The following is a 22,154-nucleotide window of genomic DNA, read 5'->3' as shown; positions in this document are numbered from 1 at the left end:
TCGGCACTCTGGATTAATTTCGTTCATGAATGACTTTACAATTGTAAATCATTTGCCTCGATGTCAAGATCGGCCGTACTCGTACTAGCTTGAGCAGGTGCCTGTTCATTGAATAATGTACCGCTGTAGCTTGTTGTAACCATGCCCCTCTGACTGCGGGTTATCGGTAGGTTCGCATTGAATAATGTACTGCTGCAGCTTGTCGAAATCATGCCTCTCTGATTGCGGGTTATCGGTAGGTTTGTATTGAATAACGTACCGCTGTAGCTTGTCGTAATCATACCTCTCTGCTTACGGGTTATCGGGAGTTCTGTACTGAAAACGTCTTTATTCTGGCTTGCTGAAAGCGCTGTGAGCGTTTGAGCGCAAATCTCGATTGCGTCTTCCATTTCAGGATCGGAGCATTCGGAATTCGTTGACATCTCCAGTATTTCCGACTCGGGTTCTTTGTCTTTACGGCGACGTTTTGCGGCTCTGAATACGCTTTGAGATTCTTCATCCTCATTGTCACAAACCGTGCTCATCACGGTAGAGCGTTCTTCGTCTGAGGGAGCCAGATCTTCTGCCTTTTCAAAAAGCGATGAAAGCAATTTTGCAGATTCAATCGTTCTCTCGTTGTTTTCATTTGTTTTTTTTGCTCGCCTTCGTTTGTACCATGTTGTTTTGCTAATGCTTTTGGTTTTTTCATCCTTGTGTTCAGGATTCTCGGAATCATAGGGAATGGTATAATCTCGAGCCAGTACTGTGATTCGCTCTCCTTGAGGATCATTCTTCATAATGGTTTCTTTGGGAATGGGATAATGCTCGGCATCCGAATCATAGCCATAAAAGACTCTGGATCTTTTCAGGCCATTATGGGTATAGAAAACCAAAGAAGCCCGGTCAGTGGTAAAATCCGCTTTTTTAGCGCCTGCAGAGGAGCCATAAACACAATGGAGATAATCGGTATCAGCAATCAAGGCATCGCAGTCGTCCAGGTTAAAGCGAAGAATTTGGCTGGTTACGGGGTCGTTCCATTCAAAAAAACAGGTTCCCGCGCCCATCGCCGCTTTGGGGTTTAAGGATACGCCTAATATCACACTGTAATTTGCAGGATCGGTGTCTCGATGCAAATCCTGCTTTGCTCCCCGATTGTATTGTACCGTGGTATAAATATTATCTGGAGTCAGCATTAATCCCGCTTTTTTGAAAGGGATCATTGCCTTTGCAGTCTGCCTGAAAGTTGCTGGTAATAACATTTTAAACTGCAGATTCAACTTGTCGCTCAGCAGTCCTAATTTCTTGAGTAAAGGCTGTGTATTAAACGTATGATAAGCCAGGTGATTCTCCTGTCCGGCATAATGACGGATATAACCGAAGCTGGCACTGCCTATTGGCTTTCCCGGATTTTGTTGTCTGATTTTTCGATTGAGATCAGAACCGCCAGCAAATACTGTGAGCGGTAATTCCTGTAAAGAAGTGGAAACGGACTCTTTTTCTTCTTTATTGATTGCATTTTTTAATAAAACAGCGAGAACTTTATTGGTCTGAGCATCAATGACAATTGTTGAATTCCGGTCAATATTCTTTGCATTTTGGATCATTTGTTCCTTTTGCGCATCGATTTTTATGATCTTTGGGGTAAATTTCTCAGGCACCACATTCACTTTCTGAATGACAAAACCTGCTTCTTCATATTCCCTGATTTTGTCTTCAGTCAGATAATCCCCAATGGTATCTCGTCTTTCCATCAGTAATTTTTCCGAGACTGTGGAGTAATCGATCGCTATCTTGGCAAAAGATAGCTCTTCAAAGGTGTTCCAAAGGATTTTATTAAATTGATTTTTAAGTATTGTGGTTTGCTCCTCACCCTTTTTAGCACCTTTCAAAAGACAGATTTTCCAGAAAATGAAGGACAAAAAATCCCGTTCACTTCCATTGTGGCTATCATTCAGAAAAGCGAGTAAATGGTGTTGATTGGCAATAAGGACGGCACGGGAAATATTCCTGATATCCTCATCTTCAAGAGGATTTTTGGCCAGTAGTTGTCTGGCAAGGTTGTTACAGAAGTCATAAAGCTTCTGATCACGCGGGAAAGGGTTAGGTGTTGTTTTATCCACAGCAATAGGCAAGGCCTTGGAAACTGATTCAGGATTTAAAGAAGCAATCGTTTTTTCGCAGGCGATACTTTCTGGCGACTTCGCTTGTGAACAGTATTGTTTACGGATATAAAGAGCTTGTAATTCTTGCCAGGGTTTTTTGAGATTATCCATAACGATAATGTTTTTTTTGTTGCGAAGAAGTGGTTTTTGATTTTGACCCGCCATGATTTTCCTCATAACTTACTAATAAGACCAACCCAAGAATTCAGTATTGTTCTTATGGTTGGCATGCTGGACATATTATACACAAAACAATCAATCATGGTAATATCTGGCTTACATGTTTAAAAATTGATTAGATTTATAAAAACGCCCCCGCTTTATTTTTACCAGACAAGCCTGCTACACTCATTTATTTACATTGCTTATATGAATAATATGGAACCAACTAAACCACCTTATCGAAAGTTGTGGCGCTCGCGCAGGGATAAGAAAATAGCGGGTGTCTGTGGAGGGCTGGCGGTCTACTTTGGCGTCGATCCCTTTTGGGTCCGTTTTGCCTTTGTGTTGTTCTTTCTATTAGGTGGGGCTGCATTTCTTTTGTATCTCATCATGTGGTTTCTTATTCCACTGGAACCACGCGACTGGCATTAGCCACCGCGCTTCAAATGAGGGCATTAACAATTTAAACTTGAATTTGTGCTCGCTTTTGAGCACTATGTAGAATTGTTGAAAAATGACCGGTTCTCAGTATAATGTAAACTCAAGTCTGCTGATGTTTTAATCATAGTGACGAGTTTTTGTGATTGAAATCGCGTGATAGATTCTAATGGACTAACTTAGCAACCACAGTGAATATATGAATAAAATCGCCCTCTCTCAAAATGAAAAAATAGGTTATAAAAAGCAATTGGCCTTTGCCTGGCTGGTCTGGGGATTGGCTGCCGCTTTTTACTTTTCAGATTACATGGCCCGTGTTGCTCCTGGAGTAATGCATCGCAGCCTGCAAATTGATTTTGGCATTAACGAAGCGGGATTTGGTATTCTGACCGCCTCTTTTTACATTCCCTATATCATCATGCAGATTCCTGTGGGATTAACGGTTGATCGCCTGAGTATCCGCGGCATATTAACTGTAATGTCTTTAATTACCGCCCTGGGCTGCTGCGTTTTTGGTTTGGCTGATGGGCTGCTGGTGGCTTCTTTGGGGCGTATGCTGATTGGTTTTAGCGCCGCTTTTGCCTTTGTGAGTTCTTTAAGACTGGCCACTTCCTGGTTTCCGCCCGCGATGCTCGGTTTATTATCCGGTTTAACGCAGGCTCTGGGCATGCTGGGGGCCGCTGCAGGTGAAGCGCCTGTGTCCTTCCTGGTCGCTAATGTCGGCTGGCGTCATAGTATGCTGATCATTGCCTTTCTATTCATTGCGCTCGCTGGATTACTCTATCAGTTTGTCCAGGATCAACCTGGAATTCCCCGCCGGGAAATCAAAAAGCAGGCTTCTCAACTTAGTATTTTTCAAAGCCTGATGATAGTGCTCAAGCATCGTCAAACCTGGCTGAATGCGCTTTATGGCGGATTTTTATTCGGGCCTACTGCGGTGATTGGTGAGGCAATCGGGCCGGCTTATTTACAATATGGAAGAGGCTTATCCGCCCATTCAGCCGCTTTTGCAACTGGATTAATCTTCATTGGCTGGGGGATTAGCGGACCTCTCTCTGGCTGGATTTCAGATCGCATTGGGCGTCGTAAACCCTTGATGATTGCATCAGCAATTTTTGGTGTAATTCTGAGTTCACTATTTGTTTTCATTCCTGATATGAACACTTCCACAGCCTATTTTCTGTTTTTCGCTTTTGGAGTAACTAACACTGGAGTAGCCATTGCCTATGCGGTTTCCACTGAAATTCAGAATGGTAAAGTGCTGGGCACTGCGATAGCGTTCACCAATATGGCGTCAATTTTTGTTGGAGCCTGCATGCAGCCATTGGTTGGATGGCTGGTTGATAAAGCCGCAGGTGCGCGAGCCTATAATCTCGAAAATCTATTATTAACAGATTTCCAGGCAGGATTAAAAATATTACCGCTTTGCTCCCTTGTTGCTCTTATACTGGCTTTCCTGGTTAAAGAAACTTACTGTCATCCAGTTCGTGAAGCGCATTAGTCTGATATAAGCCTGCGCACTCGGGTGTGCAGGCGCCACATAGCAGGTACTCTTATTAATCAACATCTCTCCTTCAGCTTTTAAATTCTCACAGACTGTTCAAATTAAAGGGTTTTTATCGTATTTCTTTTGCTAGTTAGGCAATCTCGTGTTTTAATTATCCCTAGCTTATATTCGGTTTTGTAACTGATGAGTTGGACTAACACACGGAGATAATAATGAAAAAACTTTTGGGAGTGGTGGTGATATTGGCCGCTCTAATCCTTGGTGGGTATTATGGTATGGGTGTAATGACCGAACGTACCATCAAAAAAGACGCTGCAATTGTTAACAAATCCGCTAACGTATTTATAGATATTCCCGAATATCATCGAGGATGGTTCCGATCAGATGCTAAATTAAATTGGAAGTTTCATGCACCTGAGCGTGTGGAAACAGGCGATGACGGACAAACAGTCACAATTCCTGCTCAAGACTTCCAGGGACAAATGCCCCTGACTGTGTATCATGGTCCGATTATTTTCCACAAGGGAGTTCGTTTTGGGTTGGGTTATGCGCAAACTGCTATCCCATTGCCCGATGAAGCCCAGGCCCAGTTCAAGCAATTCTTTACAGCGGATTCCACAGCCCCGGAACTTAAATTAAGCCTGTTTGTAAATTATTTAAATAATAGCCGGGTAAAAATGGAAGTGCCGGCCTTTAAAATGGTGGCTCAGCAAGGCGGCGGAGAGTTTGAATGGCTGGGTATGAACAGTGCAATGACCATCACCTCAAACGTTGACAAGGTTAAAGGGGATATCACGATTGATGGAATGCGCTTTGCTAAAAAAGACGCTAAAGTAACCGGAACCGTGGGTGAAATCAGTTCAGAATACAATCTGTACAAGGCGGATAACGGTTTATACTTTGGTGACGCCAGCATTTCCTTTCCTTCAGTATCTGTAAAAGCCGATACAGCCAATGTATTTCAGCTTGATGGTCTGGATATGTATTCCAGCAGCGATATTGATGGTGATTTATTCAATTCACATTTCAAAGTCTCTCTGAACAAAATGCTAATCGAAGATCAGACCTATGGTCCTGGTAATTTGGAAGTGGCGTTAAGAAATCTGGATGCCAATGTACTTGCCAAACTTAACCAGCAGGTTCAGCAGGCACAGCAGGGAACTGAACAGGAAAAGCAACAGGCTATCATGGCGATGCTGCCTGATCTGCCCAAGTTATTTTCCCGTGGTGCAGAGTTTGAAATTTCTGAACTTAGTTTCGCTATGCCGGAAGGAACGGTTGAAGGTAACTTACTGGTAAGCCTGCCCAAGGGCGAAATGGGCAACCCCTTTGAGGTGATGCAAAAGGTTCAGGGTAATGGCAAATTGAAAGTACCTGCTCCCATCCTTAAGAAGCTGATGACTCAAACTAACAAGCAACGATTGGGATCTCAAGCTGCTCAACAGGAAATTGTTCAGCAGATACAAAATGCCCAGGCACAGAGTGGAACCGCTACCAGTGCGGCAACAACCGCGCCAGACGTAACCCAGCAGGCTGCCTCCATGACAGAGCAACAAATTGCATCTATGCTGCAATCCGGATTGTTAGTACAGCAAGGCAATGACTATGTTATTGAGTTGAGTCTTAATCAGGGACAATTTGTGGTGAATACCAAGCCATTTACTCCGGCTATGCTGAAGTTTTAATCTTTTTAAAGAGTGATCCAGGAGTGGATCACTCTTTTCACAATTAAATCAATAACTTGATTCAAAATTATGCTAGAAAAGTGCTTTTTCATGCGTTAAAAGCGCAAATTACTAAACCTATACTTGTCAGGAATTGCCCAATTGGGTAAGATGCTGTTTTTCTAAGGAGGAGTTAATAATAATGACAACAATCAGTAGTGAAGCCGGCGATACAACTTCGTCACTGGCGGCATGTGTGACTCAATCTGTACAGAAATATTTCTCCGAGCTGAAGGGCACTGATCCTGTTGATCTATATCAATTTGTTCTGGAAGAAATTGAAACACCATTGTTCAAAGCAGTTATGGAACATTGCAAATATAATCAATCACGTGCTGCTGTAATGCTTGGAATCAGCCGAGGTACTTTAAGAACCAAGCTGCGCCGTTATTTCGACGACAAATATGTAGGTACACGGGACTAATCAGTAAGAACCCCATCCGCCTCTATTCAGAATCGGATCCGGATGTTCCCTGATTATGCAGGTGCTTCATCAAGACACAGATTTGAAATGAAGCTAGTCTTTATGAAGCACAAGCACCTAATCAAATAGCTCTTGCCATTCTTCGCCTGATTAAAACTCCAGTTCCTTTGGTGGCTCAGCATCGGTGGCTTTTGTATGATTGTTAAAATCAAAGTTCACTTTAATCATCTGATTAAACAATTGGTAAAAATTCCTGGTCAAATCATGTCTTCCCTTATAGGCTGTCCACCTGCTGTTATTTTCAAGACTGGCCATATAGCCGATAAAGCAGATTTCATTGAGTATGTTAATATAGTCGACATTTCCTTTCATCAGATGCTTTTGATAAATGGAAATCATTCTCGCCATATTTCTGGGAACAGTCTTTTGGATTGCATCCCCGCCTTCAGCAGGAACGATATTGACCACCGTACCACCCCATAATTTTAAGGGCCAGCTGTTTGAAATTATTTTTTCTATCAGGCTGCGAACCACTGCCTTTGCAGTGTACATATCGAGCTGATCCATTTTTTGTATAATTCTCTCTCTTTTAGAAAGGGAACCTTCTGGCGCAGAATCAGATTTTTCAATTTCCTTATGAACTGCTTCTAATTTGCTTTTCAATCGAGCTTTCTGCAAGGGCTTTTGCCATACATAAAGATTACCTAAATGGCTAATCATTTGTTCGAGCAGCTCTCCTCTTTGCTGAGGATTAATGGTCCACTCCTGAATAGGCCTGGACTTAAACATTTGCAGATTGGAATCTGGCTCATGGAACTGCACATAGTCTGGCGGTGTCCATTGACTTAGATCCAGAGGGGAGAAATCAATCATTGCCTGCTGCAGAACACGATGGTTGGGCACGCAGAGCCCTTCAATCTCTTTCAGAGAAGCGCCTCCTGCCAAAAGCACTTGTTTGCAAAAATGAAAACAGTTATGTAAAGGGCCACCCCAGAGCCAGGTTGTCTGGCATAGCTGAACTAATTTGCTCATAGCGGCATCGGGATTGGGAACATGAACCTTTTGAATAGCGACGACCCGCTTTTGCCACTTATCCAGATAAAAATCACGAAAATGCGCATCGCTGATGTAAATCGGATAATTGTAAAGCCCATTAATATGTACGTAACCCTTATCCTCGCCTAAATGCAGCAAAGTATGCCCTAATCCTGGCCCTGATCCAAAGCCTGTGGAGACGTAGACAATAGAAAAGCTGACGGCTTGTAACAAGCGATGCAGAGGAGGGCGAACGTTTCGCGCATTGAATGGGCTTTCAAGATCGTTAGGATCGGGGTGTAATTCCTCGAAAGGCCATAAATAGCGCCTCTCCTGAAAAAAACGCCGATTTTTACATATTTGTGCCAGATTCAGGATCACATGCTGTTCTTCATAGCTAAAGGTATGTCTTGATTTCAAGCAATCGACCATGTAGTTGCCAAAGGAAAGCAGATTCTTTGTCAGTTCTTGATTTTCCAATACCGTATATTTTTCCAGTGTTTTAAAAAATTCAGCGAAGACAGGATTTTTGCTGATAAAAGGTTGAAGCTGCAGAAGCATGTAATGAACTAAATCCAAGTCACTATAAATTCCCAGATTGTGGTTAATTTGAATTTGTAACTTTTGCTTAAGCTTTTGTGGATCATTATCGATTTCATCAATACTAAAGTTGGAAGGGAGGGGTAGTTTACGAATTTGAGAAATTGAAGTAGAGGGGTTGATGTAAAGATACAGGCAGAGCATGGAGCGAGTATCATATAAAGTGGCAAGCCGCGTTTGTGTAATAGGCAGTACACCAATTTCAGCATCTTTGATAAGTTGATTTAGCTTTTTTAATTCCAACTGATAATCAATCATGTCAATCCAGAAACGCTCTGATTCCCACAGACTCTGAGTGTTCAAGAATTATCTGTTAAATTAATATTAAAGTGAATAATTATTTTATAAGTTGTTTAAGCGATGAGAGTGGATGTGTAAAGAGCTGATAAGCGCCAGCATCTGCCTCGATAAGTTTCTCATTATGGCAGATGCTGATACGCAATCAAAACTAAGGCTTAGTCTGCAAACATTGAGCTGACAGACTCTTCAACATTGACGCGCTTGATTGCCTGGGCAAGCATATCGGCGAGACTGACGATGCGGATTTTTGGACATTGTTTGGCTTTTTCAGACAGCGGGATAGTGTCAGTAACAACAACTTCATCGAGGGATGAATTGACAATATTATCCACTGCGGGACCGGAAAGCACAGCATGAGTAATATAGGCTCTTACACTGATTGCGCCATTACGTTTGAGCTGAAGGGCTGCAGAACAAAGAGTTCCCGCGGTATCGACAATATCATCAATAATGAGGCAGTTCTTTCCATTCGGTTCACCGATAATGTGCATCACTTCCGATTTGTTAGGACCGCTTCGTCGTTTATCAATAATTGACAGTTCCGCATCATTGAGCCGCTTGGCCATCGCTCTGGCACGAACTACACCCCCAACATCGGGAGAAACAACCATCAGTTTGCTTAAATTCTGCTGTTTGATGTCGTCAAGAAGTATGGGGGTAGAATAAACGTTATCCACTGGCATGTAGAAAAAACCCTGGATTTGATCAGCATGCAGGTCAACCGTCAATACGCGGCAGATACCTACGGAAGCCATCATATCCGCAACCACTTTGGCTGTTATGGGAACCCTGGCAGAGCGAACTCGTCTATCCTGCCTGGCATAGCCGAAATAGGGAACTACCGCTGTGATACGCCCAGCGGATGAGCGCCGTAAGGCATCCGCCATTGTTAGCAACTCCATCAGATTATCATTTGCTGGAGCGCAGGTTGATTGTATAACAAAAATATCCTTGCCTCGGACATTTTCGAGAATTTCAACCATAGTTTCACCATCGCTGAAAGTTCCGACTGTGGCCTGGCCAATAGGTATTTGCAGGTGTGTAGCAATATTGAGAGCTAATTCTGGATTAGCATTGCCGGTAAAGAGCATCATAGTCGACATGTGTAACAAGCCTTCGATTAGTTAAATCAGTTAACTTAAACACATAGCAGAAGACAGCCAGAAAGATATAATTATTATTTTAGCGATCCGGTGAACGCATCCTTCCCGGTTATCTTCTGCCGTCTGTTTACTTGAATCAACAAGAAAATGGCTGGGGTGCTAGGATTCGAACCTAGGTATGCAGGGATCAAAACCCTGTGCCTTACCACTTGGCGACACCCCAATAAACTTTAAGATCCTTCATTGAGACATTGAGCGCTTCGCTACAATGTGCTGCGTATTTTGCAGATAAAACGCATCGATGTCAATGATACCTTAAAAAATTTTCTTGTTGTCAGAAAACTATAGAAGACCAAGGAAGAAAAAGCGAATACTCTCGCAGAGCAGAGTTAAGGAATCAATTGTAGCAACTGTCTTGAATTTTTAATTCAAGACAGTTGCTACATGAAAAACATAATCCGGCAGTGGGGGCTAGACTCTCCAGCGTTTAATCACAAACTTGATAAAGACCCCATTACCCTGAAGTTTTATCTGGCTGGGCAAATAGGCATTGCCTGATTTGGTATAGCCGAGATATTGAATGGTATAGCCTCCCTGGCGCAGCAGCGTTAAATAACCGGAAGGATCCTTCACTGCTGTTTGTACTTTACCGGGAGCAGGAACACCGCGTACCCAATAATAAAGGCTGGTCACCGGTAAGCGAACACCAGTTTGCTGCAGTAATAGCTGCTCGGCATTACTGGATGTAGCTGATTTCGGGCCATCGCGAAAACTGACCTGACCACCCTGTTTTTGAATGAGCACTGTTCCGCTGCCCAGTGGGCCAAAAAGCCTGATTTGATAATTGCTCATGCCGCGTTGAACCCAGTTAACTGAAGCACTCCATGCCTTATTTTTGCTTCGCGCAGCCATTGCTCCGGAAATTTCCCATGAAGAGATTCCATTCGCTGCTGTTTTTGCGACGCTGGTGTCCGTTTTCGCCGCCTTGGCATTTTGGTCTGATATTGCTGCTCTTGTGTTCTGGGCTTTTTGCCCAGTGGCGTTGAGAGTTGTTACTGATTCTGAAGGCGCAACGGGTGTACTCGTTGGCGGAGGTTCAGCAGCGGCTAACTGATCGGATGCTATTTCTGTGGCTGGCGGTTTTGGCGCGCAGGCAGTAAGACAAACGAGTGATAGTAATCCCAGATACTTAAATGCATTCATTGCATGTTCCTTAGAAGAATTGGCGGTGTCCAATGACCAGGAAGATATGGATAGTCTTTTTAAATACAATACGCTAGACTGAAACAACTTGCAATCAAGACAATCATTATGAAACAACGAGCAGTTTATCCCGGTACTTTTGACCCTGTAACCTGTGGCCATGTCGATATCATCAGTAGAGCAGCGACTATTTTTCCGGAATTAATCGTTGCTGTGGCTGGTAATGAAGCTAAAAAACCGTATTTTCCGCTGGAGGTGCGTATTGAGTTATTGAAAGAGTCTCTGAAAGACATTCCTGGTGTCTCTGTGGTAGGTTTCAATAGCTTATTGATTGATTTCGTACAGGAGCAAAAAGCAGGCATTATTTTGCGCGGTCTTCGGGCAGTAAATGATTTTGAATATGAGTTCCAGTTAGCGGGTATGAACAGAAAACTTTGCCGGGATATTGAAACCCTGTTTTTGACACCATCAGAAAATCTCTTATTTATTTCATCCACTTTAGTAAGAGAAATTGCTAACTTAAAAGGCGAGATTTCTCAATTCGTGCCCCCTTGCGTTGTGAAGGCCTTTGCTGAGAGGATGAGTGCCTGACAATGAAGAAACTGATTGCTTCTTTACTTGTGCTGGCATGTGGTTTTCCTCATGCTAAAACAGTTCAGGAGAAGCCGGGTGGCTATGCTGTCGCTTCAGCTCATCCCCTGGCCACTAATGCCGGCCTTGCGGTCCTGGCAAAGGGCGGCAATGCCTTTGACGCAGTTATCGCTGTAAGTGCTGTACTGGCGGTAGTCGCTCCCTATCACAGTGGTCTGGGAGGCGGTGGATTCTGGCTATTGCACCGGGCAGAAGATAAAAAAAATACATTAATCGATGGGCGCGAAGTGGCGCCGTTGGCGGCACACAAAACCATGTTCTGGGATAAAAATGGCAAGGTAATTCCTGAACTATCACTCAACGGGGGACTGGCGGCGGCTATCCCCGGCGAACCGGCCGCCCTGGCTTATATCGCTTCGCATTATGGAAAATTGCCCTTGTCAGAAAGTCTTGCGCCAGCAATCCAACTGGCCGAGAACGGTTTTCCTGTTGATCAGCAGTTTTATAATTTCTCAACAATGAGTGATCGCCTCGAACAAATGCGAAAATACCCGGCAACCGCCAGAGTTTATTTACACGATGGTCAACCCTATTCCGTAGGCGAATGCCTGAAACAACCGGAGCTGGCAAAAACCCTTCGCCTGTTAGCCAGTAAAGGCCATGCCGGGTTTTATCAGGGCGAAGTGGCAGAAAAACTGGTCGCAGGAGCGAGGGCCGCGGGTGGAATCTGGACACTGGAGGATCTCGGTAATTATCAGGTTAAGGAACGTGAGCCCTTGCAGGGTGCGTATCATAATATGCTGATTATCACCGCACCTCCTCCTTCTGCGGGCGGGATAGAATTATTAACCATGCTTAATATATTAAGCGCTTTCCCTCTGGAGTCGCTGGATCGTGCGCAATGGATCCATTATCTCGTTGAGGCGATGCGCCTGTCATTCTGGCAGGGTAACCAAATGCTTGCCGATCCTGATTTTGTTAAAATACCGGTAGAGCGTCTCATTTCTGCCGCAGAAGCTAAAAAGTTGCGTGAATTTATTTCTCCTGATAAGGCAACGCCCAGCAGCACCCTCGCCGAAAGCCGGTTTTTTCATGGTGGTAAAAATACAACGCATATTGCCATATTGGACAAAGAGGGTAATCGGGTGTCAGCGACTTTAACGGTTAATTTTATCTTTGGTTCGAGTGTGGTGGCTGAAGGAACGGGTGTACTACTGAATGATGAGATGGACGATTTTTCGTCCAAGCCTGGGCAGAAAAATGTGTATGGGCTGGTGGGCAGTGAACTCAATGTGATTGAGCCTGGTAAGCGGCCTTTATCCAGTATGACGCCCAGCTTTCTGGAAACGCCAGGGCGCTTGGCAATTGTCGGAACGCCAGGCGGGAGCCGTATCCCGACAATGGTTCTTATAGCTGCTCTCGCATTCTATGATTATGGCGGGGCAATCAGCATGGTTTCGGCAATGCGCTTCCATCATCAGTATTTACCGGACTGGCTGCAGTTTGAACCGGATGCTTTTTCCCTGCAAGTTCAGGACAAATTAAAGAAGATGGGTTATCAACTGATGCCTCTGGATCAACCCTATGGCGATATGCAGGCAATCACCTGGGACAGGGAAAGAAATATCATTTCTGCGGCATCTGATCCCAGAAGGATAGGCCGGGCTTCCGTTATTTCTCAGATTCCGACAGGTTATGGTTTAACTCATTAGCTGGTTCAGGGATGGAGCTGCTGCTCTCGCCGACTAATTGTTCCATCACCTTGTGCACCCGCTCTACCAGCTCATCTCTTGTTTCCATAGTATATTGTGAAGCATCAATGGCTTCGCCAATATGGATTTCAGCCGTCTGGTTTATATTGAACTGCATGGTATGGGCGGGAAGAATATCATATGCTCCTCGAATCCCGATGGGGATAATCATTGCCTGTGATTGAATGGCGGTAATAAATGCCCCTTTTTTGAAAGCAGCAAGACGGCCATTTTTGGAACGTGTCCCCTCTGGTGCAATCCAAATGACAATCCCGCTTTCCATTAATTGCCGAGCTTCAGCCAGGTCTTTTATTGCCTGATGCCGATTATGCCGATCAATAAACGGAAATTCCGCTGCAGCCATTCCTTTACCCATAATAGGGATTCTGGATAATTCTCTCTTGGCCAACATCCGAATTGAATGATTGGGAAAGGCTTTGAAGCCTAAAGGGATATCATAAAGGCTGGTATGATTACACATAAGAATAGTAGGCTGGCCTGCCACGGGCGCCACATTACCTGGATTGATGATTTTACATTGGACACCAATCAATTTAAGCAGTTTATCAGACCAGTTACGAATGACCTGATCAACCCAGGGGCGAGTAATAGTTCCCCGCCAACTCTTAAAAATAGCTCTGGAGCAGGCATTCGCGGTATAACCCACAGAAACCAGGGAAATCCATAATGTACGCAGCTTGCTGATCTTCATAAAAGCTCAAAAGGAAAAAAGTTATCCTGATAATACTTCAAGTTATTTGAATTGCCCATAGAGAAAGTATAAAACAATCAGCCTCTAAGCTTCGCTTTTAATGGGTTGACATGAGGGGCAATAAGCCGAACTTCTACCGGCGAGTCGAATACTTTGAAGTGGCTGGGAGCAAATCACGCAGGGCAGTTTCTCCCGCCCATAGACCTGTAAATCAAAGGCGAAATAGCCGGGTTTACCATGAGGTGAAATAAAGTCTTTAAGGGTGGTTCCTCCTGCGGCCAGTGCCTGCGTTAAAACCTTTCTGATGGCGGCCGCTAATCGCTCATAATCCTTTTCGTCCAGTGCTTTTGCAGCGTTGGCGGGATGAATTCCAGCCATAAACAGGCTCTCACTGGCGTAAATATTACCAACGCCGACCACAATATCATTATTCATAATAAAGGATTTAATCGTCTGTTTACGATTACGGCTTTGCTGATACAGATAGCTTGCGCTAAATGCCTCTGACAAAGGTTCTGGGCCAAGGCGGGCCAGTAATGGATGTGATTCCGGCTTGATTTCAGAATAAAGGCATAATCCAAAGCGGCGGGTGTCGTTATAGCGCAGTATTTGCCCGTCATCCAGTTCAATGTCGATATGATCATGTTTTCCAGGAGCTAATCCGTTCTGCACTATACGAAAATGGCCTGACATGCCCAGATGAATAAGGATGTATCCCTGATTAGATAAATGCAGCAGTAAATACTTACCGCGTCGGGAAACCGTATCAATTCGCTGACCCACACAGCTCTCGGCAAATTGCGGATTAACGGGCACACGCAATTGCTGGCAGCGGACAATACAATTCCGAATCAGTTTATTCTTAACACAGGAAAGAAGTCCTTGTCGTGTGGTTTCTACTTCGGGTAATTCAGGCATTAATCATGATCTTTGTGTTCAATAATGCGCCCCGATGTCTTTGCTACATTTTTGGAGGGGAAAATGAGTCGCTTAATCGTTGCAAAAATCCATAAAGTTCCACCAATCAGGATTCCCCAAACCAGAACATAGGAAAACATGATAAAGAGACCAACTAACAGGGAAATGGCTATTCCGAGTAACAGGAATGGAATTAAAGTCTGAAATAACTGTTGAATTTTATCATTCATTAGTAGAGCCCATGCGAATTCGGATTATAAGAGTGAGTTTTCATTCGGAACATTTACAAATCAGCTTTTAAATTATCGTTCACATTCTGCAAGGATGCAATGCGCATTTGTGCAAATTATGTTATGATCTTAATAAGTACTCATAAAAAATGGATAATTATCTCAGTTTTTCTTAATAGATTATCCGCTGTTTCTATTCATTACTGTAAGTATTACAGGAGAGCTTCATGGTTCATGGCCTTTTAAATCTTTCATTCTGGGGGTATGTCGTTGCTACTCTCATCTTAACTCAGATAACTATCGCAGGCGTTACTTTATACTTGCACCGCTATCAAACGCATCGTGCTTTAACCCTTCATCCTGTCGTTAGTCATATTTTTCGCTTCTGGTTATGGCTCACAACTGGGATGGTTACGGCCCAATGGGTAGCTATTCATCGCAAGCATCATGCCTCGACCGATGTCGAAGGGGATCCGCATAGCCCCAAGGTATTAGGATTGAAGAAAGTACTCTGGGAAGGCGCCGAGTTGTACAAGGAAGCGTCTCAGGATAAAGAAATGGTTGCCAAATACTCACATGGCACACCCAACGACTGGGTCGAAAGAAACATCTACAGCCGTTTTTCATCCAAAGGCATTTTGTTAATGTTTCTGGTTGACTTGCTGCTATTTGGAGTTCCTGGAATTACAATCTGGGCAATTCAAATGGTATGGATTCCCTTTCACGCCGCTGGAGTGATCAATGGTGTCGGGCACCACTTTGGTTATCGCAATTTTGAATGCCATGATGCCGCAACTAATATTTTTCCCTGGGGTTTTTGGATCGGCGGTGAGGAATTGCACAACAATCATCACACCTTCGCTTCTTCTGCCAAATTTTCTGTGAAATGGTGGGAATTTGATATTGGCTGGTTGTACATTCGATGTCTTTCCGCTCTAGGCTTGGCCAAGGTTAAAAAACTGCCGCCTAAACTCGGCAAAGATGCTGCTAAACTACATGTTGACCTTGATACGGTAAAAGCAGTTATCAGCAATCGCTTTCAGGTCATGTCACATTATTACAAACATGTAGTCCGTCCTATTCTGAAGACAGAAAAGAAAACAGTAATTGCCGGCGACAAATCCCAGAAGAAAATGTTTCAGCGAGCCGGCCGTTTACTCCGTCTCCAGGACAGTTTGCTGTCTCCAAAAGCCAAGTCCAAACTGCACACACTGTTGGCCAGCCGCGAGAAGTTAAGATTGGTCTATACTTATCGCCAGTCATTGCAAAATATTTGGCTTAAAACCGCCTCTTCCCAGAAGGAGTTGGTTGAAGCTTTACAGCAATGGTGCAAGCAGGCAGAGGAGTCTGGTTTAGAAGTTTTACACCAGTTTGCTCAACAGATTAAGGCCTATGTGCCCAAGCCTGTTCGAGTATGAGGTCAGAATCAAGCAAGAACAATAATCAGGATGGCAGGATGTTCTCCTGATTGATGGATCATCAAATAACGGAATAAAAGAGTTTAGGCAAGCCTGTGCATAACAGTCTTGCTTATTTTCATTGACATTAAACGGATTTTCCTTTGAAGTAAAAGGGTATTCGTTTAAAAACAGAAGGGAGTTTCATTTATGGACAAAATGATAGCCTTGGTTACTGGAGGTACCGGTGGGATTGGCTCCGCCATTTGCCAACGTCTGGCAACTGATTATCACGTAATCGCCTGCTACTATAAAGGCGGCAAACACGAAGAAGCAAAACGCTGGCAGCAGGAACAAAAAGAAGCCGGCCATGATATTGATATTGTTTATGGTGATATCGCCAATTATGCCGACTGCGAAAAATTAGTTGCTCTGGTTACCGAGCGCTATGGTCATATCGATGTACTGGTTAATAATGCCGGTATTACAGTCGATACCAGTTTTAAAAAAATGACTCCTCAACAATGGCAGCAGGTAATTGATGCCAATCTCACCAGCGTCTTTAATATGACGCGTAATGTGCTTCCGGGTATGCTGGAAAAAAATTATGGGCGCATCATCAGCATTTCTTCAATCAATGGACGAAAAGGGCAGTTTGGCCAGTGTAACTATGCTGCCAGTAAGGCTGCATTATTTGGATTTACCAAGAGTCTGGCTATGGAAGTGGCTAATAAAGGTATTACTGTTAATACTATTGCACCAGGATATATCGAGACCCCCATGCTTGCTGCTATGAAGGAAGAGGTTTTGAAAAGCATTGTTGCAAATATTCCGGTAGGGCGTCTGGGGACTCCTGAAGAAGTCGCTGAAGCAGTTGCTTTCCTGGCTGCAAAAACATCTGGATTTATTACTGGCTCCAATCTGGATATCAATGGCGGACAGTACATGTCATAACAATGGATGGCAGCTGTTTTGCCATTCACTATAATGGGTTTTTCTAGCAATGACTGCTTTTAATCCATTGAGAATTTTAGCTTTGTCAGCTATCAAGAGTGAGGAAGTATGGATAAAAAGAATATGGCATTGATTACAGGGGGTACTGGTGACATTGGTACTGCTGTTGCAAAAGCACTCAATGCAAAATATAAAACAGTTGTTGCTTTGGATATTATGGCTGCCGATGAGGGGCCATTATGGCAGGCTGCTTTAAATGAAGAAGACTTTGAAGCCATTGTTTTTCGGCGTATGAATGTTTGTGATTTCGATGAGTGCCAGCATGTCATCAATGCGCTTGTAGATGAGTTTGGTCCTGTAAGTGCATTAATCAATAATGCCGGGATTACTCGTGACGCCGTATTTCATAAAATGACCAAGCTGCAGTGGGACGAAGTTTTAAGGGTTAACCTGGATGGAATGTTTAATGTGACACGCCAGGTCGTTGATTCCATGCGTGAGCAAGCCTATGGGCGCATTGTTAATATTTCCTCGGTTAACGCGCAGAAGGGACAGTTTTCTCAAGCCAATTATGCCGCCTCAAAAGCAGGGGTTTACGGATTTACAAAAAGCCTCGCCCAGGAGATGATGCTGAAAAATGTGACGGTTAACAGTATTTCGCCAGGCTATGTGAATACTCGCTTAATGAAAGGAATACGTCCTGATATCCTGCAATCAATTATTGAACTCATCCCCGCCAAGCGTTTAGCGGAGCCAGAAGAAGTTGCCTGGGTTGTGGAGTTTTTACTGGATGATAGAAGCCGTTACCTCACAGGAGCTAACCTGAGTGTTAATGGCGGTTTGCATATGTATTAACCTTCATCCATTTTGCAAGAGAGACTTTATGAGCCGGCTGATAAAAAAATATAAGAATCGTCGTCTGTACGATATGGAAAAAAGCAAATACATTACTGTCGAAGAATTGCAGCAGTATGTGATTGAGGGAATTGATTTTCGCGTAGAAGACTCTACAAGCAATCAGGACATTACCAATAGCACTCTCCTGCAGATTTTCATGGAGATGGAAAGCGGAACCACCCAATTTCTTTCTCCAGAGGTTTTAAGGCAGCTAATTATACTGGCGAAACATCCCATGCATCAGCTGTTTGCTAATATGCTGGAGCAATTTTTCACAAATATGCAAGCGTCATTGAATTCAAATCCCTATCTGAACAATGCCCAGCAAACGAATCTGGTATGGCAACAGCAAATGCAGCAGTTCGTTTCACAATGGCAGAAAATATTCAAAACCAGTTAAATGGTGCACTGCAAAAAAAATTACTCCAATCTCTTGACATCGTCATAAGACGGATCTAATCTATTATTGTGCAATGCAACATATTAGGAGACTGTTATGAATCAAGAATATTTTGAGAAATGGACTGAAATGGCTAAAAAGGTTCAAGCTCCTTGGCAAGAAATTGTAGAGTTAAATGTCAAAACTTTGCAAAATTTGAACTATATCAAGCCTGAAGAATTAGCTAATTTAAAAAAACCTGAAGAGTTGTTTGAAAAACAAATCAGATTACTGATTGAGAATGGCCATAAAACGCTGGATCACATGCAACGTTCGTTTGAAATTGTGGAAAAAGCGATGCTGTCAATGGTTCAGGAAGCCCGCGAAAAGGGTGGAGTACATTAATCTCTTAGGGTCGATCGCAGTCAGCCATAAGGATTCTCCTCCCCTCTAAGTTAAGCTCAAATGTATATTCAACTGTCATCCCCGCGAAGGCGGGGATCCATCTCTGATCTAGGTATAATGCCGACTGAGGAATGGATTCCCGCCTTCGCGGGAAAGACTAACTCTTAACTTAATTGAAGTGCAGCCTAGCGGAGGGAATTCTCCAGCGAATCACTCCATCTTCTTAAAAACTTCAGTTCCATCAATAATCCTCTTCACTGTATCCAAGCCCAGTTTTCTTAACAAGCGGATATTATTTACAGGAATTGATTCAGTATCACCATAACGATCAATCGCCTCTTCCAGGCTTTCCTCTCGTAAAATATGCAGCATGGGGTAGGGTGAGCGATTGGTATAATTAGTAACATCATCGCTTGATGTGTCTGAAAAATAATAATCTGGATGGAAGCTTGCTAACTGAAAAATACCCTCAAGTTCTTCTTGCTGGATTAATAACTCGCCACGCTCAAGCAATTCCAGATAATGAAAAAAGTCCGCAAATTGCTGCGGGAAAATTAAAAAACTGGTCTCAATCGCTGGATTGGATTCCAAAATATGAAGTTCATCGAGTAAGCACTGCAGAGCTTCAGCCATAGTGTCCACTTCAGCGACCTGAAATCTGACGGTTTGTTTTTTCATTTCGCGTTTTGCAAAAGGACAAAGATTAAGAGGGATAATAAAAGTTTCTATCCAGCGCTTGGTATTTTCTATAATCAGGTCAGGAGATGAGGACATACTATTCGGATTAAAATATAAAACTTATTATTCATTGATTCTGCATAATATAATAAATATATAGCATTGATAAAGGAATGGATCATGAATCAGGACAAATTACTGCCATCGATTCTATACGGCACTGCCTGGAAGGAAGAGCAGACCGAAGTGCTTTGTTACCAGGCTTTGAAAGCCGGTTTTACTGGTATTGATACGGCTAATCAGCGCAGACACTATTATGAAGAAGGGGTTGGCCTGGGAATTAGTCAGTTTTTGATTGAGTCTGGACAAAGTCGCGAAAGCCTGTTTTTACAGAGCAAATACACCTATGCAGAGGGACAGGATCACCGAAAACCCTATGATGAAAGTGACTCCTATGCCAATCAGGTCAGGCAATCACTTGAAAGCTCACTCTTACATTTAAAGACTGATTATCTGGACTCCTATATTCTGCATGGCCCTTATTCCGGGCAGGGCTTAACTGAGCAGGATTGGGAGGTCTGGACTACAATGGAGGAACTGCTTCGCGAAGGAAAAGTCCGCATGCTGGGAGTTTCCAATGTCAATCTTGCTCAATTGAAGGCGCTATACCAGCGAGCTGCAATAAAACCTCGCTTTGTGCAGAATCGCTGTTTCGCTGTTAAATTGTGGGACAAGCAAATTCGACAGTTCTGTAATGAAAAAGCCTGCGTTTATCAGGGATTCTCATTGCTGACTGCCAATTATCAATATCTTGCAAATCATAAGCTCCATCTCTTATGTGAAAAGTACAATAAAACACCGGCACAGATGATTTTTAGGTTTGCCCTGGACATAGGCATTCTTGCGCTCACCGGCACAACCAGGCTGCAACATATGAAAGAGGACCTGGATATTGGCAATTTTTCACTTATACCTTCCGAGGTAGCGCAAATTGAAGAAATAGCCTTGAGTTAGACCCCTCTCTCAAGCTCTCTCCCCAGAGGGGCGAGAGGACTTAGAATCCCCTCTCCCTCTGGGAGAGGGTTAGGGAGAGGGTTGATTTAACCTCTCTTTGCTTCTTAAGACTATATTCCAGCGGCGGTTTTCAATTGATCTGCCCGGGATGTTTTATAAGCCAATACAACGACTAAAATTACACCAAGCAAGGCACAAAGCGGGATTACACTCAGAGAGGTTTGAAAAGTTGACAGGTTATACACGGTCTCTCCCGCTTGGATAACGGACTCTTTTTCCATCAACTGACCAATGATAGTATGGAAAAAAGATCCCCCCAGCATATTAATGCAATTTAAAAATGCGACACTAACACCCAGTAACTCCGGCTTGACCAGATCTGCTCCGGCTGAAAAAATAATCACCTGGTAACAGCAAAGAACACCGACCACGAAGAGTAAAAGTTTCAATTCAAAATGAGTCAAAGAGGTCGAATTAAGGATCCAGAACAAAGCCGTGGCCATGCCCACTCCGCAGAAAGCGATGATGGAAAAATTTCCTGCTTTACGCGCAAGCAAGGCCAGCAGTGGGCCGCCGACCAGCATGCCGATGAAAATAAACGACATGAGCTGGGCCGCCTGACTCTTCTCAAAATGATAGGCGCTCATCAAATAAGAAACGCCCCACACATCCGCGAATCCCTCAAGTGCTCCAACCATCATGAAGTTGGCTAATGCCAGAAACCAGATGAGAGGTGATTTCAGTAAGGATTTGAATTGACGGCGATTAAAACAGCCTGACGTTTTGCTGATGCCTGCTGCAGTGTTTGAGCGCAGAAGTAAAAAGATGCCGCAGCCTAAAACGATTGCGAATAATGACAAGCCTAAAGCCACCGGTTGCCAGCCCTGGGATTCAATTAACTGGTTAACTGGCTTACCTCCATAGATGGCTCCTGTTAATCCTAGTGTAAAGGAGAAACTAATCATTCTGGAATATTGAGACGCAGGGAACCATTCTGAAATGATCTTGGAAACACCCAGAAAACCTACCGCGGAGCCTGCTCCAATCAGGAAGCGGCTTAAGCAGGCCAGATACCAGTTCGAGGTAAAACTAAACAGCAGCGTTGCGAAGCCACAAAGTATGGCGAATCCGGAAATCACATAGCGGGCACTCCATTTCTCCAGCATCATCGCCACAGGTATTTGCATGCCGGCATAGCCATAGTAATAGAGGGCAGCAAGAACTCCAAATTCACTGGCATCTATGGAAAAACGGGTCATGATGGGTTGCATCATCAAGCCCGGCCATAGGCGAAGGATGAATTGATAAGTAAAAAATGCTAAAGGAAAAAGCCACATTAAAAAAGGCCGTAATTTAAAAAAGCTCATCTTCTCGCTCACTTTCGGAGGTTTTCAGGAATTAGATAAAATTTTAAGGCGTAGGTAGATAGTCGGCTTTTCAGCCGATAATAATGAAAGAAATGATGTATGTGGAGAAGTTTCCAAATAGCATTTGTTCTGCGCTAATAGTGTATTAGTCTGTCGATTATACCGGTTTTTTTTTGGCTATGGAAGCCCTTAAATGAACAATTGTCCGGTCGGTCCAGTACAAG

The 22,154-nt window shown here is 43.6% G+C and carries 21 protein-coding genes and 1 tRNA gene; 12 read left to right on the top strand and 10 right to left on the bottom strand.

Annotation, left to right across the window (positions count from 1 at the left end; translation table 11 throughout):
• Positions 1 to 35: 35 nt before the first annotated feature.
• Complete coding sequence (locus tag B1207_RS07430; protein WP_112219362.1) at positions 36 to 2,306, bottom strand: hypothetical protein; 2,271 nt, start codon at positions 2,304 to 2,306, stop codon at positions 36 to 38.
• A 213-nt stretch (positions 2,307 to 2,519) separates the two neighbouring features.
• Between B1207_RS07430 and B1207_RS07425 the strand changes: the two genes are divergently transcribed.
• The 4 genes from B1207_RS07425 (at position 2,520) to B1207_RS07410 (ending at position 6,396) form a co-directional block, all read left to right on the top strand.
• Positions 2,520 to 2,735 carry a PspC domain-containing protein gene (locus B1207_RS07425; RefSeq protein ID WP_112219361.1) on the top strand — a complete coding sequence of 72 codons (216 nt, stop codon included), beginning with the start codon at positions 2,520 to 2,522 and terminating at the stop codon, positions 2,733 to 2,735.
• A gap of 205 nt (positions 2,736 to 2,940) precedes the next feature.
• On the top strand, positions 2,941 to 4,242 hold the full coding sequence (locus tag B1207_RS07420; protein ID WP_112219360.1) for an MFS transporter: 1,302 nt from the start codon (positions 2,941 to 2,943) through the stop codon (positions 4,240 to 4,242).
• A 218-nt stretch (positions 4,243 to 4,460) separates the two neighbouring features.
• Complete coding sequence (locus tag B1207_RS07415; RefSeq protein WP_112219359.1) at positions 4,461 to 5,933, top strand: YdgA family protein; 1,473 nt, start codon at positions 4,461 to 4,463, stop codon at positions 5,931 to 5,933.
• A 181-nt stretch (positions 5,934 to 6,114) separates the two neighbouring features.
• Entirely contained in the window at positions 6,115 to 6,396 is a 282-nt protein-coding gene (locus tag B1207_RS07410) for a helix-turn-helix domain-containing protein (protein ID WP_058507199.1), read from the top strand.
• 150 nt (positions 6,397 to 6,546) lie between these two features.
• Here B1207_RS07410 and B1207_RS07405 read toward each other — a convergent pair whose 3' ends face one another.
• From B1207_RS07405 to lolB, 4 genes are all read right to left on the bottom strand, one after another.
• Complete coding sequence (locus B1207_RS07405) at positions 6,547 to 8,289, bottom strand: hypothetical protein (protein ID WP_112219358.1); 1,743 nt, start codon at positions 8,287 to 8,289, stop codon at positions 6,547 to 6,549.
• A 197-nt stretch (positions 8,290 to 8,486) separates the two neighbouring features.
• The gene (locus tag B1207_RS07400) at positions 8,487 to 9,434 is read right to left on the bottom strand and encodes a ribose-phosphate pyrophosphokinase (protein WP_058507201.1); all 948 of its coding nucleotides are present in this window, start codon (positions 9,432 to 9,434) and stop codon (positions 8,487 to 8,489) included.
• 148 nt (positions 9,435 to 9,582) lie between these two features.
• A tRNA-Gln gene (locus tag B1207_RS07395) sits at positions 9,583 to 9,657 on the bottom strand.
• A gap of 248 nt (positions 9,658 to 9,905) precedes the next feature.
• Positions 9,906 to 10,637 carry a lipoprotein insertase outer membrane protein LolB gene (gene lolB / locus B1207_RS07390; RefSeq protein ID WP_112219357.1) on the bottom strand — a complete coding sequence of 244 codons (732 nt, stop codon included), beginning with the start codon at positions 10,635 to 10,637 and terminating at the stop codon, positions 9,906 to 9,908.
• A 108-nt stretch (positions 10,638 to 10,745) separates the two neighbouring features.
• Here lolB and coaD point away from each other — a divergent pair, with 108 nt between their 5' ends.
• Positions 10,746 to 11,228 carry a pantetheine-phosphate adenylyltransferase gene (gene coaD, locus B1207_RS07385; RefSeq protein ID WP_112219356.1) on the top strand — a complete coding sequence of 161 codons (483 nt, stop codon included), beginning with the start codon at positions 10,746 to 10,748 and terminating at the stop codon, positions 11,226 to 11,228.
• A gap of 2 nt (positions 11,229 to 11,230) precedes the next feature.
• The gene (ggt, locus tag B1207_RS07380) at positions 11,231 to 12,940 is read left to right on the top strand and encodes a gamma-glutamyltransferase (protein WP_112219355.1); all 1,710 of its coding nucleotides are present in this window, start codon (positions 11,231 to 11,233) and stop codon (positions 12,938 to 12,940) included.
• On the opposite strand, the gene B1207_RS07375 is transcribed toward ggt, so the two are convergent.
• The 3 genes from B1207_RS07375 to B1207_RS07365 form a co-directional block, all read right to left on the bottom strand.
• Positions 12,900 to 13,691, bottom strand: coding sequence for a lysophospholipid acyltransferase family protein (locus B1207_RS07375; RefSeq protein WP_112219354.1), 792 nt, complete (start codon positions 13,689 to 13,691; stop codon positions 12,900 to 12,902). The two genes, ggt and B1207_RS07375, sit on opposite strands and share 41 nt — an antisense overlap.
• A gap of 84 nt (positions 13,692 to 13,775) precedes the next feature.
• Positions 13,776 to 14,609, bottom strand: coding sequence for a bifunctional DNA-formamidopyrimidine glycosylase/DNA-(apurinic or apyrimidinic site) lyase (gene mutM, locus B1207_RS07370; protein WP_112219353.1), 834 nt, complete (start codon positions 14,607 to 14,609; stop codon positions 13,776 to 13,778).
• Positions 14,609 to 14,839 (bottom strand): hypothetical protein, encoded by a 231-nt coding sequence (locus B1207_RS07365; RefSeq protein ID WP_112219352.1) that lies wholly within the window; start codon positions 14,837 to 14,839, stop codon positions 14,609 to 14,611. Before B1207_RS07365 ends, mutM begins: the two co-directional genes overlap by 1 nt.
• Before the next feature lie 227 nt (positions 14,840 to 15,066).
• On the opposite strand from B1207_RS07365, the gene B1207_RS07360 reads away from it, so the two are divergent.
• The 5 genes from B1207_RS07360 to B1207_RS07340 all read left to right on the top strand — a co-directional run bounded on the left by B1207_RS07360 (position 15,067) and on the right by B1207_RS07340 (position 18,871).
• Positions 15,067 to 16,257 carry a DesA family fatty acid desaturase gene (locus B1207_RS07360; protein WP_112219351.1) on the top strand — a complete coding sequence of 397 codons (1,191 nt, stop codon included), beginning with the start codon at positions 15,067 to 15,069 and terminating at the stop codon, positions 16,255 to 16,257.
• A 189-nt stretch (positions 16,258 to 16,446) separates the two neighbouring features.
• Positions 16,447 to 17,190, top strand: coding sequence for an acetoacetyl-CoA reductase (phbB, locus tag B1207_RS07355; RefSeq protein ID WP_112219350.1), 744 nt, complete (start codon positions 16,447 to 16,449; stop codon positions 17,188 to 17,190).
• A gap of 108 nt (positions 17,191 to 17,298) precedes the next feature.
• Entirely contained in the window at positions 17,299 to 18,045 is a 747-nt protein-coding gene (gene phbB / locus B1207_RS07350; protein WP_112219349.1) for an acetoacetyl-CoA reductase, read from the top strand.
• 28 nt (positions 18,046 to 18,073) lie between these two features.
• Entirely contained in the window at positions 18,074 to 18,487 is a 414-nt protein-coding gene (locus tag B1207_RS07345) for a polyhydroxyalkanoate synthesis regulator DNA-binding domain-containing protein (protein WP_112219348.1), read from the top strand.
• A gap of 96 nt (positions 18,488 to 18,583) precedes the next feature.
• Positions 18,584 to 18,871 (top strand): phasin family protein, encoded by a 288-nt coding sequence (locus B1207_RS07340; protein ID WP_112219347.1) that lies wholly within the window; start codon positions 18,584 to 18,586, stop codon positions 18,869 to 18,871.
• 210 nt (positions 18,872 to 19,081) lie between these two features.
• On the opposite strand, the gene B1207_RS07335 is transcribed toward B1207_RS07340, so the two are convergent.
• Positions 19,082 to 19,645 (bottom strand): DUF1415 domain-containing protein, encoded by a 564-nt coding sequence (locus B1207_RS07335; RefSeq protein WP_112219346.1) that lies wholly within the window; start codon positions 19,643 to 19,645, stop codon positions 19,082 to 19,084.
• An 84-nt stretch (positions 19,646 to 19,729) separates the two neighbouring features.
• Between B1207_RS07335 and B1207_RS07330 the strand changes: the two genes are divergently transcribed.
• A complete protein-coding gene (locus tag B1207_RS07330) occupies positions 19,730 to 20,563 on the top strand; it encodes an aldo/keto reductase family protein (RefSeq protein ID WP_112219345.1) in 834 nt (277 codons plus the stop codon).
• 110 nt (positions 20,564 to 20,673) lie between these two features.
• On the opposite strand, the gene B1207_RS07325 is transcribed toward B1207_RS07330, so the two are convergent.
• Positions 20,674 to 21,930, bottom strand: a complete 1,257-nt coding sequence (locus B1207_RS07325) for an MFS transporter (RefSeq protein ID WP_112219344.1) — start codon at positions 21,928 to 21,930, stop codon at positions 20,674 to 20,676.
• Positions 21,931 to 22,154: the final 224 nt, after the last annotated feature.

The organism is Legionella quinlivanii (assembly GCF_003265995.1).
Lineage (GTDB): Bacteria > Pseudomonadota > Gammaproteobacteria > Legionellales > Legionellaceae > Legionella_C > Legionella_C quinlivanii_A.
The sequence above is the reverse complement of the archived record's forward strand: the minus strand, read 5'-3'. Positions and strand labels throughout refer to the sequence as shown.